Source organism: Pantoea sp. M_9 (genome assembly GCF_008631385.1).
In the GTDB taxonomy this organism is placed as follows: Bacteria; Pseudomonadota; Gammaproteobacteria; order Enterobacterales; family Enterobacteriaceae; genus Pantoea; species Pantoea eucrina.
This window is the reverse complement of record NZ_VWUF01000005.1, coordinates 63,192-78,636: the sequence shown is the minus strand read 5'-3', so window position 1 is coordinate 78,636 and position 15,445 is coordinate 63,192. Positions and strand designations below refer to the sequence as shown.

Annotated in this window: 16 protein-coding genes; 11 read left to right on the top strand and 5 right to left on the bottom strand. The window is 57.6% G+C overall.

What is annotated here, in order from left to right; genetic code table 11:
• The first annotated feature begins 95 nt into the window (after positions 1 to 95).
• The gene (locus F3I15_RS10220; RefSeq protein ID WP_039381595.1) at positions 96 to 1,133 is read left to right on the top strand and encodes an acyltransferase; all 1,038 of its coding nucleotides are present in this window, start codon (positions 96 to 98) and stop codon (positions 1,131 to 1,133) included.
• 65 nt (positions 1,134 to 1,198) lie between these two features.
• Here F3I15_RS10220 and F3I15_RS10215 read toward each other — a convergent pair whose 3' ends face one another.
• The 4 genes from F3I15_RS10215 to F3I15_RS10200 all read right to left on the bottom strand — a co-directional run bounded on the left by F3I15_RS10215 (position 1,199) and on the right by F3I15_RS10200 (position 4,456).
• Positions 1,199 to 2,332, bottom strand: a complete 1,134-nt coding sequence (locus F3I15_RS10215; protein ID WP_150017828.1) for an ROK family protein — start codon at positions 2,330 to 2,332, stop codon at positions 1,199 to 1,201.
• 93 nt (positions 2,333 to 2,425) lie between these two features.
• Positions 2,426 to 3,166 (bottom strand): DNA replication protein DnaC, encoded by a 741-nt coding sequence (dnaC, locus tag F3I15_RS10210; protein ID WP_150017827.1) that lies wholly within the window; start codon positions 3,164 to 3,166, stop codon positions 2,426 to 2,428.
• Positions 3,166 to 3,702: a primosomal protein DnaT gene (gene dnaT / locus F3I15_RS10205; RefSeq protein ID WP_150017826.1), complete on the bottom strand. Its 537-nt coding sequence runs from the start codon at positions 3,700 to 3,702 to the stop codon at positions 3,166 to 3,168. Before dnaT ends, dnaC begins: the two co-directional genes overlap by 1 nt.
• A gap of 100 nt (positions 3,703 to 3,802) precedes the next feature.
• Positions 3,803 to 4,456, bottom strand: coding sequence for a hypothetical protein (locus tag F3I15_RS10200; RefSeq protein ID WP_150017825.1), 654 nt, complete (start codon positions 4,454 to 4,456; stop codon positions 3,803 to 3,805).
• A 128-nt stretch (positions 4,457 to 4,584) separates the two neighbouring features.
• Here F3I15_RS10200 and F3I15_RS10195 point away from each other — a divergent pair, with 128 nt between their 5' ends.
• From F3I15_RS10195 to F3I15_RS10150, 10 genes are all read left to right on the top strand, one after another.
• Positions 4,585 to 5,145 (top strand): DNA-3-methyladenine glycosylase I, encoded by a 561-nt coding sequence (locus tag F3I15_RS10195; RefSeq protein ID WP_150017824.1) that lies wholly within the window; start codon positions 4,585 to 4,587, stop codon positions 5,143 to 5,145.
• A 108-nt stretch (positions 5,146 to 5,253) separates the two neighbouring features.
• Positions 5,254 to 5,916, top strand: coding sequence for an OmpA family lipoprotein (locus tag F3I15_RS10190; RefSeq protein WP_150017900.1), 663 nt, complete (start codon positions 5,254 to 5,256; stop codon positions 5,914 to 5,916).
• A gap of 154 nt (positions 5,917 to 6,070) precedes the next feature.
• The gene (locus F3I15_RS10185; RefSeq protein WP_150017823.1) at positions 6,071 to 7,066 is read left to right on the top strand and encodes a LacI family DNA-binding transcriptional regulator; all 996 of its coding nucleotides are present in this window, start codon (positions 6,071 to 6,073) and stop codon (positions 7,064 to 7,066) included.
• A 61-nt stretch (positions 7,067 to 7,127) separates the two neighbouring features.
• Positions 7,128 to 8,153: a LacI family DNA-binding transcriptional regulator gene (locus tag F3I15_RS10180; RefSeq protein WP_150017822.1), complete on the top strand. Its 1,026-nt coding sequence runs from the start codon at positions 7,128 to 7,130 to the stop codon at positions 8,151 to 8,153.
• Positions 8,154 to 8,280: 127 nt separating this feature from the next.
• A complete protein-coding gene (locus tag F3I15_RS10175) occupies positions 8,281 to 9,027 on the top strand; it encodes a sugar phosphate isomerase/epimerase (RefSeq protein ID WP_150017821.1) in 747 nt (248 codons plus the stop codon).
• A 10-nt stretch (positions 9,028 to 9,037) separates the two neighbouring features.
• The gene (locus F3I15_RS10170; RefSeq protein WP_150017820.1) at positions 9,038 to 9,985 is read left to right on the top strand and encodes a sugar kinase; all 948 of its coding nucleotides are present in this window, start codon (positions 9,038 to 9,040) and stop codon (positions 9,983 to 9,985) included.
• A gap of 93 nt (positions 9,986 to 10,078) precedes the next feature.
• On the top strand, positions 10,079 to 11,359 hold the full coding sequence (locus F3I15_RS10165) for an MFS transporter (protein ID WP_150017819.1): 1,281 nt from the start codon (positions 10,079 to 10,081) through the stop codon (positions 11,357 to 11,359).
• A 67-nt stretch (positions 11,360 to 11,426) separates the two neighbouring features.
• Entirely contained in the window at positions 11,427 to 12,401 is a 975-nt protein-coding gene (gene ghrB / locus F3I15_RS10160) for a glyoxylate/hydroxypyruvate reductase GhrB (protein ID WP_150017818.1), read from the top strand.
• An 84-nt stretch (positions 12,402 to 12,485) separates the two neighbouring features.
• A complete protein-coding gene (locus tag F3I15_RS10155) occupies positions 12,486 to 13,772 on the top strand; it encodes a valine--pyruvate transaminase (protein WP_150017817.1) in 1,287 nt (428 codons plus the stop codon).
• Positions 13,773 to 13,812: 40 nt separating this feature from the next.
• Positions 13,813 to 14,718: an EamA family transporter gene (locus F3I15_RS10150; RefSeq protein WP_150017816.1), complete on the top strand. Its 906-nt coding sequence runs from the start codon at positions 13,813 to 13,815 to the stop codon at positions 14,716 to 14,718.
• Positions 14,719 to 14,773: 55 nt separating this feature from the next.
• Here F3I15_RS10150 and ibpA read toward each other — a convergent pair whose 3' ends face one another.
• The gene (gene ibpA, locus F3I15_RS10145) at positions 14,774 to 15,190 is read right to left on the bottom strand and encodes a small heat shock chaperone IbpA (protein ID WP_039381531.1); all 417 of its coding nucleotides are present in this window, start codon (positions 15,188 to 15,190) and stop codon (positions 14,774 to 14,776) included.
• Positions 15,191 to 15,445 lie beyond the last annotated feature (255 nt).

Sequence of the window (15,445 nt, the reverse complement as noted above, 5' to 3'; positions counted from 1 at the left end):
GGCAGAGCTTAACGCTTTTAATCAGAACACCATCCGGCACAGGCGCTTTAATTAGTATTACAGCGCGTAGTTATCCCATTAAAAAGAATGCTGATATGAACGAAAAAAATAATTTTGATATTGTCAGGCTTTCGCTCGCCTTTATCGTTTTGCTGGTACACTCAGCTGAAGTCACCAGAAATGCCGATATTCGTTTCCTTGCACATTATCTGAATAGCGATTTTGCTGTGAAAGGATTTTTTGCAATAAGCGGATTTCTTATTGCAAAAAGTTACTTAAGAAGCCGCTCACTGAATTCTTATTTTATTAAGCGCGCCCAGCGCATCCTGCCCGCTTATATATTTGTTATCCTGATGTGTTTTACCATTGGCCTGTGTCTGACAACGTTGCCGCTAATGGATTTTCTGAAACATCGTGAAACTATTAAGTACCTGGTGGCAAACTTTACCTTTTTGAATTTTATTCAGGCTTCGCTGCCGGGTGTGTTTACCGATAATCCAAACCAGCCGATGGATGGCTCACTCTGGACAATCAAAGCAGAACTGACGCTCTATGTGCTGTTACCGTTTATCGTTCCGCTGATGAAGCGTAATCCGCTGAAAGTCTGGGGCGCCATTTTCATCATCTCCTGCGCCTGGTTCTTCTATTTCACCTCTGTCTATAGCGGCCCCAAAGCAGATACGCTGGCGAAGCAGTTTGTCGCCCTCTCCTCGTACTTTTTCTTTGGCAGCCTGCTGGCGATACACAAGCCCGCTTTTGATCGGCTGAAGCTGATTACGCTGGTATCGATGGCGGCATGGCTGCTGTGCAAACGCAGCGAGTATGCATTTCTTATTGAGCCGGTCGCGTTCTCTTCAGTGGTGATTTTTTGCTGTACCAGTCTGTGTCGTGAGATAAAAATCAGCCAGTTTGGCGATCTCTCTTATGGCATGTACCTTTATCACTGGCCGATTATTCAGGTACTGCAGCACTTCGGTGTATTCAGCGCTAACGCCTTTGCTGGCCTGCTGCTGACCATCGTCATCACTCTGGCGCTGGCATGGACCTCATGGACCCTGCTGGAGAGCCGTTTCCTGAAGCGGGCGCATCACACACCGCCTTCTATCGTACCGCCGGCTGCTGCCCGCGACTGAATCAGCCAGCAGGCCACCTTCGGGTGGCCTGACCTGCGGTGGGGTAAAGAGAATGGTGCACGGCGTTAATAATCTGCCTGCTCATACTGCGTAATAACCGCCAGTGCCAGCCCCTGGGCCGGCTCAAGGCGCTGCGTCAGAAAATGGAGCGTCGTATGCGCATGGGTGAACGCCAGCGTACCGGCCTGCATCGTCTGCTTTACGGCCTCCCTGAAAACAGCTGAGCTGTTCCACGGCGCGTCAATAATGATACAGGCCGGGTTAACCAGCTGTATGACCTGACTCAGCGCAAAACCAAGATGCTCGCCCGCTTCGTTCATCAGCGGATTAAACAGTGAAGGTTCACTCTCACCCTGCTGCCAGCGCAGGCCCGGCTTGCGTTTACTCAGCTGCTGCTGAATGGCGGGCTGACCGATCAGCGTCTCAAGGCATCCCCGGTGGCCACAGCTGCAGAGCGGACCTTCGCGCTGCATCCGCAGATGACCGATTTCACCGGCGGTCCAGCTGCTGCCGGTAAACAGCGCGCCGCGATCGATCAGCGCGCCGCCCACGCCCTCCGCAATACGCAGATAAAAATGGCTCTGCGCCTTACTGAGCTGCAGCTGCTGTACAGAGAGCAGCGCGGCGGCCTTGACGTTATTGAGCACCAGCAGCGGCAGGCTGACGCAGCGTTGCAGCGGTGCCAGCACCGCCACGTTCTCCCAGCCAAGCGGTGCAGAGAAGTGCACAAAGCCGCGCTGTGAATCGATAATGCCCGGCAGACCAATTGCAATCCCTGTCAGCTCAGGATGCGCGGCGCATAATGTCTGACACACTTCAGCCAGTTCCTGCAGCAGCCGCTCCGGTGCGGCCGTTTCGGTGCGCCACGTCTGTTCCGCAATAACCTGTGAGAAGTAGTCGCGTACCTGCCAGTGGATCGTCTGTCGCGCGACCATGATGCCAGCGCTTTTCAGTTTTTCCGGCCGCAGGGCGATCTCAATTTTGGGGCGTCCTGCGGCCGCCACGCTGACCGGGCCCAGCTCGCGCACCAGCCCCTGCGCCAGCAGGTCGTCAATGATCAGTGAAACCGTATTTTTGCTCAGATCCAGCGCCCGGGCGATGTCCTGACGGGAGGTGATGCGGGTGGAGCGCAGCTGCGTCATGACCCGCTTCAGATTATTCAGTCGAAGTACCGCTGGTCCTTTACCGGCTGCTTTCATGGCGTCTTCACCTGAGGATGAAATACGGTTCAGTTTAGCAGCCCGGCATCGCCCGAGCGCACAGGCCGCCACGCAGTTTACCCGTTTCAGCTATCAATATTCATCACCGCGCACGCGGCTGCGGTAGCTCTCCCAGTCGAAGCGGACCCACAGGCTGTTTCCCAGCCGCATCCGGTCCATTACGCGCTCGCCCAGCAGGCTGTTCATTCCCGCCGGGTCAAGGTTAGAGAGCATGCCGGTAGGGCGCTTTGAAGAGGAGCGCCGATCAACAATCTGATTAATAATCACTTTTTCATAGCGCGATTCGCTCTGCATGCCGATTTCATCGATCACCAGCAGATCAACCTGAGTAAGATCCTGCAGCAGCCGCTCCTCCGTGATATCGCTGCCGCCGCTGAATGTACCCTTCATGCTGGACATTAAATCGGCCACTGTCACAATCAGGACGCTCCTGCCGCGAATGATCAGATCATTTCCGATCGCCGCCGCCAGATGGTTCTTTCCGGTGCCGGGCCGGCCGGTAAACACAAAGCTGGCAATACTGTTTTCAAATCCGGCCGCGTACTCGCGCGCCAGCGTCAGCGCTTTGCGCTGCCCGTCATTCTCTACGCGATAGTTGTCAAAAGAACAGTTCATATGCAGTTCGCGAATACCGGAGCGGCCCATGATGCGCTGCATCTTCATGGCGCGGTTCTCACGCACTATCGCTTCTGAGCGCAGACGGCCCTGCTCCTGATTCCACGCCAGCAGCTCAGCGCCATTTTTGAATTTCGGCTGCACCTCTTTCGGCATGATTTTTTTCAGGCGATTGAAAAGATCGGTCGGCGTTTTCATTACTCACCTCGGAAACCATCGGGAATATCGTAATCAGTATTGTCGATACGCGTAATATCGCGCTTTGGCTGGCCCCCATTGCCGGCACGATGCATCTGCACGCTGCGCGCCAGCTTCTGCTGCCACTGCACATGATGAAACGGCCGCCCTTCTGCCTGCCAGTAAGCCACAAAGGTGGCCAGCTCGGCGGGCGTCACCGGCTCGCTGAGCGCCACGCCCCATATGGCGGCCTGACGCTGAAAGTCGCTGTCGGGCTGCCAGCCCTGATACATGGCAAACTTACCCGCCGGGATAGCCAGCGCGGCGCTATCCGGCTGAAACAGAGTGTCATCCAGCGCGACATCGCTGGGCTGCCGGGCTGCCGCTTCCAGCGCCAGCAGCGCTGCCAGCCGCTGCGGCGTCAGCGCATAAAAAGCGGGTGCGTTATCCTGCAGCACGGCCAGCGTACCGTTATCGGCCTGATGCAGAGCGGCAAGCGGATCGCGGCAGAAGCTGTCCAGCCCGGCCAGCGTTGAAGATAAGATTTTTACGGACATGAAGAGACCTGACGTTGAGCATTTCGGGGCGCCAGATAACCCGGCGCCAGAGAGACAGTGTACCTGTTTTAGCACCGGGGATCGTCATAAAAGGCAGGAATTAGCGTGCAGCGCGACTTAGCACAGGCGAGACGCCATCGCGGGACAGAGACGCCTGCGGCTGCCACAGATAGCGCAGCGATGCGATAAGGCAGAGAGAGTAACCAAAAAGTTCGCAGCCCTCTTCGGCCATATTTTTTACGACCCGGTTATACCCCTCCAGCATCAGCTGCTGCCAGAGCTGATGCATACCGAACAGCCGGGAAAAGACCAGTATGGCCAGTAAGCCTGCGGCCATCATCTGCCAGCTGCGGTGCTGCAGCAGCGCAGCGAGGCCAGGCAGGATCTGCGCCGGGGTACGCAGCGCCAGCGCCAGTGACGCGGCGGTGGTCGCCAGCGCAAACCAGAGCCAGGCACCGTGCCGGATAAGATCAAACAGATAATCGAGTTCGCGTATCAGCATGCAACTGTAGAATCCACCCACCAGAATCAGCGCGCTGCGCTGCTCCGGTCGCTGCGACGCGGCGCGGAAGAACAGCGCAGCCAGCAGAGTCAGCATCACGGCCTGCGTGATTTCAGTAAACGACGTTTCGTGTAATGCGTTGTGCATCCAGGCGACGTCGATATATACCATCGCCATACAGAAAACCAGAAGCGATCCACTGATGAGAAAGGCCGCCATCTCGCGGCTAATAAGAGTAATATGTTCACGCATTATAATGTAACCAAATGATAAAATAATTAGCGTGCTTAGTATATTTCACCCGACTGATCGCGCTTCTCATTTGGTGCCGGTTTTCAGCCTTGCCGCTGAACGTTCGTAGCAGAAACAGGGAGCAGAGCATGCAGCGATGTGGCTGGGTAACCGCAGATCCGCTTTACGTGAGTTATCACGACCGTGAATGGGGGGTTGCGCAGCGAGAGAGGCGCGCCCTGTTTGAGATGCTCTGCCTTGAAGGGCAGCAGGCGGGTCTCTCCTGGATCACCGTGCTGAAAAAGCGCGAAAATTACCGCCGGGCGTTTCATGATTTCGATCCGGCCACCGTCGCGCGAATGGACGAAGCGGATATAGACCGTCTGATGCAGGAGAGCGGAGTGATCCGCCATCGCGGCAAGCTGGAAGCGATTGTGCAGAACGCACGCGCCCTGCTGGCGCTGGAAGCAGCAGGCGAAGATTTTTCCCGCTTTATCTGGTCATTCGTGAACGATCGCCCCATTTTGCACCATTATGCCGATTACCGGCAGGCACCGGTCACTTCCGAACCCGCTCTGGCACTCTCTAAGGCCCTGAAGCAGCGCGGCTTCAAATTTATCGGCCCGACAATATGCCACGCATTTATGCAGGCCTGCGGGCTGATTAACGATCATCAAACTACCTGTTTTCGCCATCCCGATAATCTTTAACGCAAAAACTTACATTTTCAGATTCGGCCTCACGAATTTCCCCATCTTTGAACGGCATAATAGTGGCTTTCCGGGACTGTTACCCATAAGTATATTGAGGGACTGATGATGAAAAAGCGTGCTCTGACGCTGGCCTTATTTGTAAGCGGCAGCCTTGCGCTGTCGGGTTGTACTACCAATCCTTATACCGGCGAATCGCAGGCGGGTAAGTCCGGAATTGGTGCGGGTCTGGGTGCCGTAGTCGGTGCGGGAGTAGGCGTGCTCTCCTCCTCGAAAAAAGATCGTAAAAAGGGCGCGCTGATTGGCGCGGCATCCGGTGCGGCGCTGGGCGGCGGCGTGGGGTATTACATGGATGTTCAGGAAGCGAAACTGCGCGACAAAATGCGCGGTACGGGCGTTAGCGTAACCCGTCAGGGCGACAATATTGTTCTGAATATGCCAAACAATGTCACCTTTGACTCCAGCAGCGCAACGCTGAAAACGGCCGGTGCCAACACCCTGAGCGGCGTGGCGATGGTGCTGAAAGAGTATCCGAAAACCGCCGTTAACGTTGTCGGCTATACCGACAGCACCGGTTCACGCGCGCTGAATATGCGTCTGTCGCAGCAGCGTGCCGAAAGTGTGGCCAGCGCACTGGTGCTGCAGGGCGTCGCGCAGAATCGCCTGCGCACGCAGGGCATGGGACCGGATAACCCGGTTGCCAGCAACAATACTGAAGAGGGTAAAGCGCAGAACCGTCGCGTTGAGATCACCCTCAGTCCGCTGAACTAAACAGCCTGCCGGCCTGCACCCGCAGGCCGCTTTTCTGACCCCTTCCGGAAATAACTGGAAACCCTTCCAGAAAACAGTATATACTGCCTCCGCTTTCTGAAGACTACACTGGCTTATACCAGCGTGACAAAAACTCAACCGGTCGGATACGCCCATGTCACTCAAAGCGATCGCTGCCGCCCTTGGCCTCTCTGTTACCACCGTCAGTCGCGCGCTGAACGGCTACGACGACGTGGCGGAAGCAACCCGGCAACGCATTCAGGATGAAGCACGCCGTCGCGGTTATCGTCCAAACATTGCGGCACGCCGCCTGAAAACCGGTCGGGCAAACGCCGTCGGGCTGGTATTACCCGTCAGTACCGCCTCGCTTAACGACAGCTACTACAGTGAAATGCTGCTGACGCTGGATCGGTGCCTGGCGCGTCAGGATATCGACCTGCTGCTGCTGCCGGATAAACCGCGCGATCAGCAGCGCAATTTACTGCGCATGCTGCGCAGCGGCGCACTCGATGCGCTGATCGTTACCCATACCACCCCGCACGACGCTCGCCTGCAACGCCTGCAGCAGAAAGGGTTTCGCTTCCTTACCCTCGGCCGCAGCGAGCTGCCGCAGCCCTACGCCTGGTTTGACTACGATAACTACGCGGGGGCGCAGCTGGCGGCGCGGCATGCTCTGCAGCAGGGGCTGACGCGTCTTGCCTGGCTCGGTACCGATGAGCCGGGCACCTATATCTTCGATCGCCGCCGCGGCTTTCTCGATACGCTGCGGGATGCCGCACAGCCTGCAGAATTTGTTGCGGCACTGCCGCCCACCCGCCGTGCCGGCCTGCAGCAGACGCTCGCCTGGCTGCGTCACCCTGCACCTCCGCAGGCCATTATCACCGACTGCAGCACGCTCGGCGAGGGTGCAGCCATTGCGCTTCAGCAGCAGCAGCGGCTCTCCGGTGCGCATGCGATCGCACTCTACGTCTATGACGGTCTGCCTCATGACTCGATTATCGACCATCCGGTTAATGTGATCCTGCAGATCTCTCAGCAGCGCATCGGCGAATGTGTGGCGGAGATGGTGCTGCAGCTGCTGGCAGACAGGCCGGTCACCGAACTGCAGAGACTCTGGCAGCCGGTTTTGCGCCTGGCTGCTGACGCCTGATGATGGCGCGCCGCGCGTGCTGTGATAGTCTTCGCCTGATTTAACTTTTCAGGAATATGTAATGAAAACCAGGCCACCACGCGCCACAATCAGCGATGTTGCCCGCACGGCAAATACCGGTAAAACCAGTGTTTCCCGCTATCTGAACGGGGAAGAACATCTCCTTTCGCCCGATCTGAAAACCCGTATTGAGCAGGCGATTGACGCGCTGAATTATCGTCCCAGCCAGATGGCGCGCGGCCTGAAGCGCGGCCGTACGCGATTAATTGGCCTGATCATTGCAGATATCACTAATCCCTATTCCGTGGATGTGCTGAGCGGCATTGAAGCGGCCTGCCGCGCCCGCGGGTTTACGCTGCTGATGTGCAACACCAATAATGAGGTCGATCTGGAGCAGCACTATCTGCAGCTGCTGAGCAGCTATCAGGTTGAGGGCATTGTGGTTAATGCGGTCGGCATGCATGAAGTGGTGCTCAACCGGCTGCAGCAGTCGATGCTGCCAATGGTGCTGATCGACCGCAAAATTCCTGATTTCGCCTGCGATGTTGTCGGGCTGAATAACCAGGAGGCAGCCTGCAACGCCACGCGTCATCTGCTGGATAACGGCTATAACGCCCTGCTGTTTCTCAGCGAGCCGCTGGGCAGCGTCAATACCCGCCGCGAACGCCTGCGCGCCTTTTTTGCCACCGCAGGCGCCGCGCCGGACGCCATCGCGGAGAATGCGGAAGTGCCGCTGCACCAGCCAGAACCTCTGGATCGGGCGCTGCTGGACTTTTACCAGCGGCATGCCGGCAGACGCGTCGCCGTGGTAGCCGCCAACGGTGCCCTGACGCTGCAGGTAGCCCGGGCGCTCCAGCGCCTGGAGCTGGTCTGGGGTAAAGATATCGGCCTGCTGGGGTTTGATGAACTGGAGTGGGCGGCGCTGGCCGGCGTTGGCATTACCACGCTGCGTCAGCCCACCTGGCAGATTGGCTATGCGGCGCTGGAGCAGGTGATCACCCGCATTGACGGCAGCGATGCACCGATACGGGATCAGGTTTTTTCCGGCGAGCTGATCGTGCGCGGATCGAGCCAGCCGCTACGCTGATCGCAGAAGCGAATGCTGACTTCGTGAGCAGGATCATAAATCCGCAGTCTGCGTCTTTCCTTTGGAACCGGTTCCATCTAACGTTTTCTCAACGATTGGGAGGCAGTTTGGTGCCCGGAGAGACGTGATGAGACCAGAAATTATTGTAGTGACCGCCGCCTACGGCGCGCATAAAATTGCCGAGCTTGGCGGGCAGAGCCGCCTGCTGCCGCTGATCAAAGCGGCCGGCGCTGATGGCGTTGAGATTCGACGCGAGCTGTTCAGCGACACTGAGCTGCAGCAGCTGCCGGAGCTGGGCCAGACGGCGCGTGAACAGTCGCTGCGGGTCAGCTACTCCGTCCCGGAATCGCTGTGGCTGGCAGATGGCGCACTCAACCCACGACTGGCACAGTTTTTCCACGAAGCGGAGCAGCTCGGCGCGCAGCGACTGAAACTCGCTATTGGCCACTTCGTTCAGCTGGCTGACCGCCAGCTGGTAGAAATTCTGGCGTCAACGTCCGTGACGCTGGTGATTGAGAACGATCAGACCGCTGACAGTACGCTGGCGCCCATGCTGCGCTTTTTTCACCACGCCTGCGACGCCGCCCTGCCGCTGGATATGACGTTTGACATGGGGAACTGGCTCTGGACCGGCGAGGATGCGCTGCAGGCTGCTCATCAGCTCAGCCGCTACGTCAGCTATGTGCACGTTAAAGCGGCCATTGCGCATCGCGACACATTCCGGGCGATTGCCCTTGATGATGCGGATGAGAGCTGGCGCACGCTGCTGCACGCCCTGCCCGCAGACGCACCGCGCGGTATTGAGTTTCCGCTGGAAGGCGGCGATCTGCTGGCGGTAACCCGCCACTATGTTGACCTGCTGCGTGCCGCGTAAGGAGCCTGCCATGACACAACCTTCTCAACTTGATGTCGTCACCATTGGCGAAGCGATGGCGATGTTTATCGCGCAGCAAACCGGCGATCTCGCGGCGGCAGAGCGCTTTATCAAGCGTATTGCCGGCGCCGAACTGAACGTTGCCATCGGTCTGGCGCGTCTTGGCCTGCAGGTTGGCTGGGTCAGCCGCGTGGGAGATGACAGCTTCGGACGTTTCACGCTGCAGCAGCTGGCAAAAGAGAACGTTGATCACCGCTGTGTGACCACGGATGCCCGCTACCGTACCGGTTTTCAGTTGAAAGCGCGCGTCGACGACGGCTCCGATCCGGAAGTGGAATATTTCCGCAAAGGATCGGCGGCAAGCCACCTCTCGCCGGACGATTTTAATCCGGACTATTTTGGCAGCGCGCGCCATCTTCATCTGAGCGGCGTGGCCGCTGCGCTCTCTGATTCATCGCTGGCGCTGCTGCAGTATGCAGCGCAGACAATGCGGGCACAGGGCAAAACGATCTCTTTCGATCCCAATCTGCGTCCGGTGCTGTGGCGCAGCGAAACAGAGATGCGCCAGCAGCTTAATGCGCTGGCAGAGTATGCCGACTGGGTGCTGCCGGGTGAAAAAGAGGGCTATATCCTGACCGGCTATCGCCAGCCGGAAGCGATTGCTGATTTCTACCTCGATAAGGGCGTAAAAGCGGTGGTGATTAAAACCGGCTGCGACGGCGCCTGGTATAAAACGGCACAGGGCGAAAAAGGCGTTGTCGCCCCGGTGCTGGTCGACAACGTGGTGGATACCGTAGGCGCAGGCGATGGCTTTGCCGTAGGCCTGATTAGCGCCCTGCTGGAAGGTAAAACGCTGCCGCAGGCGATTCTGCGCGGCAATAAGATCGGATCGCTCGCTATTCAGGTAGCGGGAGACAGCGAAGGTTTACCCACCCGCGCGGCGCTGGGTGATTACTGAGTTACTGCGCCGGCACGATACTACTTACCTTACAACACTATTATTCTGAGGCGCATCCACGGAATGTGCCCGCCTCAACCAGAGGAGTCACGCATGAAATCGCAGACAATCGCGCCAAAACGCTGGTGGTATATCATGCCCATCGTGTTTATCACCTACAGTCTGGCGTATCTGGACCGGGCGAACTTCAGCTTCGCCTCTGCCGCAGGCATTAATGACGACCTCGGCATTACCAAAGGCATGTCATCGCTGCTGGGCGCGCTGTTTTTTCTCGGCTACTTCTTCTTTCAAATCCCCGGTGCTATCTATGCCGAGCGCCGCAGCGTAAAAAAACTGATTTTCTGGTGCCTGATCCTGTGGGGCGGCTGCGCTTCGCTGACCGGGGTCGTCAGCAATATTCCGATGCTGGCAGCGATCCGCTTTATCCTCGGCGTGGTGGAAGCGGCCGTGATGCCCGCAATGCTGATCTACATCAGTAACTGGTTTACCAAATCGGAGCGCTCGCGTGCCAATACCTTTCTGATCCTCGGCAACCCGGTTACCGTGCTGTGGATGTCGGTGGTATCCGGCTATCTGATCAACGCTTTTGGCTGGCGTGAAATGTTCATCATCGAAGGTTTTCCGGCGGTGATCTGGGCTATCGCCTGGTGGTTCCTGGTACAGGATAAACCAGCGCAGGCCAAATGGATGAGCGATGAGGAAAAAGCCGCGCTGCAGGCGCAGCTGCAGAAAGAGCAGGAAAATATCAAAGCGGTGCGGAACTACAGCGAAGCGTTTCGCAATCGCAACGTTATCATCCTTTGCATGCAGTATTTTGCCTGGAGTATTGGCGTATACGGCTTTGTGCTGTGGCTGCCTTCCATTCTGCGTAACGGCACGCAGATGGGTATGGTGGAAGCGGGCTGGCTCTCAGCGGTGCCTTACCTGGTCGCCACTATCGCCATGGTGGTGGTGTCGTGGGCATCCGATAAAACGCAAAACCGTAAACTGTTTGTCTGGCCGCTGCTGCTGATTGGCGCACTGGCGTTCCTTGGCTCTTATCTGGTAGGTCCGGGCAATTTCTGGCTCTCCTATGCGCTGCTGGTGATTGCCGGCGGAGCGATGTATGCCCCTTACGGTCCGTTCTTTGCCATCATTCCGGAAATGCTGCCGCGCAACGTTTCGGGGGGTGCCATGGCGCTGATTAACAGCATGGGGGCGCTGGGTTCCTTTATCGGTTCATGGATTGTCGGCTATCTTAATGGAGCAACCGGCAGCCCGGCCGCATCTTATATCTTCATGGGTTCAGCCCTGCTGGTTTCGGTCTGGCTGACGCTGATCGTCAAGCCCGCCGCAAACAAAACGCCGCCGATTCATGGGGCGAAGCACGCCTGAAAGCGTAAGAGATGACTTCTCCGGGCGGCCCCTGTCGCCCGTCACCTATTTCTACAGGAAGCGATTCATGAAACCTGCTGTGATCCTCTACAAAAGCCTGCCTGACGATCTGCGCCGCCAGCTCGATACGCATTTTCGCGTTACCGAAGTTAAAGATGTTTCACCGGAAACGGTACACCAGCATGCGGACGCGTTTGCGCAGGCAGAAGGTATCATCGGTTCCGGCGGCAAAGTCGATGACGCACTGCTGTCGCAGATGCCGGCGCTGCGCGCCTGCTCCACCGTCTCCGTCGGCTATGACAACTTTAACGTTGACGCGCTGAATCAGCGCAAGGTGCTGCTGATGCACACCCCGACGGTCCTGACCGAGACCGTCGCGGATACCATGATGGCGCTGGTACTGAGCACCGCACGCCGTGTGGCCGAGCTGGATAAATGGGTTAAAGAAGGCAACTGGAAAAAGAGCATCGGTCCGGATCTGTTTGGCACCGACGTTCACCACAAAACCATGGGGATTTTAGGCATGGGCCGTATTGGCCTGGCGCTGGCGCAGCGCGCCCACTTCGGTTTTGGTATGAATATTCTCTATAACGCCCGTCGTCAGCATGAAGAAGCGGAGAGCCGCTTTCAGGCCCGCGCCTGCGATCTGGAGACGCTGCTGAAAGAGAGTGATTTTGTCTGCATCAGTCTGCCGCTCACCGAACAGACGCACCATATGATTGGTGCCGCGCAGCTGCAGCTGATGAAGCCCGGCGCAATTCTGATCAATGCGGGTCGCGGCCCGGTCGTGGATGAGCAGGCGCTGACGGCAGCGCTGAAAGCGGGTACCCTGCTGGCGGCCGGACTGGACGTTTTTGAGGTGGAACCCGTTCCCGCTGAGGCAGAGATCCTTACCCTGCCAAACGTGGTAACGCTGCCGCATATTGGTTCAGCCACGCATGAGACGCGCTACGGCATGGCGCGTGATGCGGTTGAAAACCTGATTGCTGCGCTGATCGGTACACCGGATAAAAACTGCGTTAACCCGCAGGTTCTGCGCTGATGCGACCGCTTTAGCCATTGCGCCCGCCAGCGGCGGGCGTTATGGTGGTTTTCTCCATTCGCTTTCACAAAATTTTTACTTCCTATGTCCTTTTCTCAGTTCGGCGACAAATTTACGCAACCCACCGGTATCTCCCGTCTGATGGAAGATATGGGAGAGGGACTGCGCACACCCGGCACCATCATGCTGGGCGGCGGTAACCCGGCACAGATCCCGGCAATGAACGACTATTTTGACCAGCTGCTGCTGCAGATGCATAAAGATGGCACGCTGAGTGAGGCGCTGTGCAACTATGACGGGCCGCGCGGCAAAGCGCAGCTGCTGGCATCGCTTGCCACCCTGCTGCGCGAGCAGTTTGGCTGGCCTGTTACGGCGCAAAATATTGCGCTGACCAACGGCAGCCAGAGCGCGTTTTTCTACCTGTTTAATCTGTTTGCCGGACACCGCGCCGACGGCAGTAAAAAGCGCGTGCTGTTTCCGCTGGCGCCGGAATATCTCGGTTACGCTGACGCCGGCCTCGAAGAGGGGCTGTTTGTTTCAGCGAAGCCCACCATCGAGCTGCTGCCAGAGGGGCAGTTTAAATATCATGTCGATTTCGACCATCTGCCGCTGCATGAGGATATCGGGCTGATCTGCGTTTCGCGCCCGACCAATCCGACCGGCAATGTGGTTACTGACGATGAGCTATTGCAGCTGGATGCGCTGGCACAGCAGCACGGCGTGCCGTTGTTGATCGATAACGCCTACGGCGTACCCTTCCCCGGTATTATTTTCAGCGAAGCGCGCCCGCTGTGGAATCCCAACACCATTCTCTGCATGAGCCTCTCCAAGCTCGGCCTGCCTGGCGCACGCTGCGGCATCATTATTGCCGATGAGAGCACCATCGGCGCACTGGGCAATATGAACGGTATTATCAGCCTGGCGCCCGGCAGCATTGGTCCGGCGCTGGCAAATGAAATGATTGTACGCGGCGATCTGCTGCGCCTCTCTGATGAGGTTATCCGGCCGTTTTATCAGGCTAAGGTGGCAGAGACGCTGGCGATCCTGCGTCGCTACCTGCCGGAAGATCGCTGTCTGATTCATAAACCGGAGGGGGCGATTTTCCTCTGGCTCTGGTTTCGCGATCTGCCCATCACCACCGAAGTGCTCTATCAGCGTCTCAAGGCGCGCGGTGTGCTGATGGTGCCGGGCCACTTCTTCTTCCCGGGGCTGGAGCAGGCGTGGCCGCATACGCATCAGTGCATGCGCATGAACTATGTACCGGAAGCAGCGAAAATTGAGCAAGCAGTCCGGATCCTGGCGGAGGAGCTGGAGCGCGCGGTCCGCGAGGCCGAAAGCGTCACCTGCCCCGCAGACGGAAACCAGATTTAACCGCCCGAAACCGGCTACAGCCTGAGAACAGGAAGCCCTTATGTCCGTGAAAGATATGCTGTTAGCGCTGTGCGTCGTTGTGGCGTGGGGCGTCAATTTTGTGGTGATCAAACTCGGGCTGCAGGGCATGCCGCCTTTTCTGCTGGCGGGACTGCGCTTTGCCCTGGTGGCGTTTCCGGCCCTGCTGTTTGTAAAGCGTCCGGCTATTCCGCTGCGCTGGCTGGTGATCTATGGCATGACGATCAGCTTCGGGCAGTTTGCTTTCCTGTTTTTAGCCATCAAGCTTGGCATGCCTGCCGGAGTAGCCTCCCTGGTGTTGCAGGCGCAGGCGTTCTTCACACTGCTGCTCGGCGCGCTGCTGCTGGCTGAGAAGCTGCGCTGGAATCATATTACCGGCATCGTGATTGCGACCCTGGGGATGTATCTGCTCGCCAGCGCCGGTATGGCGGGCCAGACGGCAGGTGGCATTACCCTGACAACCATGCTGCTGACGCTGGCGGCGGCGGCCTCCTGGGGGCTGGGCAATATCACCAATAAAATCATTCTGCGCAATCACCGCGTGCCGGTGATGTCGCTGGTGGTGTGGAGCGCGCTGGTGCCGGTTATTCCCTTTTTCGTCTGCTCCTGGTGGTTTGAAGGCAGCGCGCTCATCGTGCACAGCCTGCAGGGGATCTCACTGCAGACTATCCTGGCGCTAATCTATCTGGCTTTCATCGCCACTATCATCGGTTATGGCATCTGGGGCCGGCTACTGAGCCGCTATGAAACCTGGCGCGTCGCGCCGCTGACGCTGCTGGTGCCGGTGGTGGGTATTATCAGCGCGGCCGTTGTGCTGGATGAGGCGCTGACCGCGCAGGAGCTGCTGGGCGCAGCGGTAATCGTTGCCGGTCTGCTGATCAATGTCTTTGGCGGCCTGCTGAGCCAGCGACTGCTCTCCCGCGCCTGACTCTGACCAAAAAAAACGCCGCATTGCTGCGGCGCTTAAGGCTTTTGTGCTGGCCTTATTTCAGAATTTCAATCCGGCGCGGTTTCGCCTCTTCAGGAACGATGCGCTCCAGATCGATGCTCAGCAGACCGAGTTCGAGACGCGCATCGCGCACCACAATGTGATCGGCCAACTGGAATTTACGCTCAAAATTGCGCTCGGCGATGCCCTGATAAAGATATTTGCGCTCCGGCTGCTCTTCAGGGTGCGCGCCGCGTACCACCAGCATATTGTCGTGGGCGGTGATATCCAGCTCATTTTGGGCAAAGCCTGCTACCGCAATCGTAATGCGATAGTGGTTTTCATCCACCAGTTCGACATTGTAAGGAGGGTAGCCTCCGTTCGCCTGGTTCTGGTTGGTTTCCAGCAGATTAAACAGACGATCGAAACCAATGGAAGAACGATAAAGTGGAGAGAGATCAAAGTTACGCATAATAAGACTCCTGATAATCAGCAAGTTTTGGCAACCTTCCACTATGGACAGGTTGTCCGGCCTGGCAATGTCCCATGCGGCAACAGTCATACGGCCGTAATGTGAAAATGGGTATGGTAGCGATCTTTTCAAGGGCCACCGGCGTGATTTTTTTGCAGCAAAACCGGTGAGATGACATACACTCAGGAAACCCTGCACCTGCACTGAAAACAGGGCCAGAGAGCGCTGATAACGACAGGTGACATATTGCTGCCA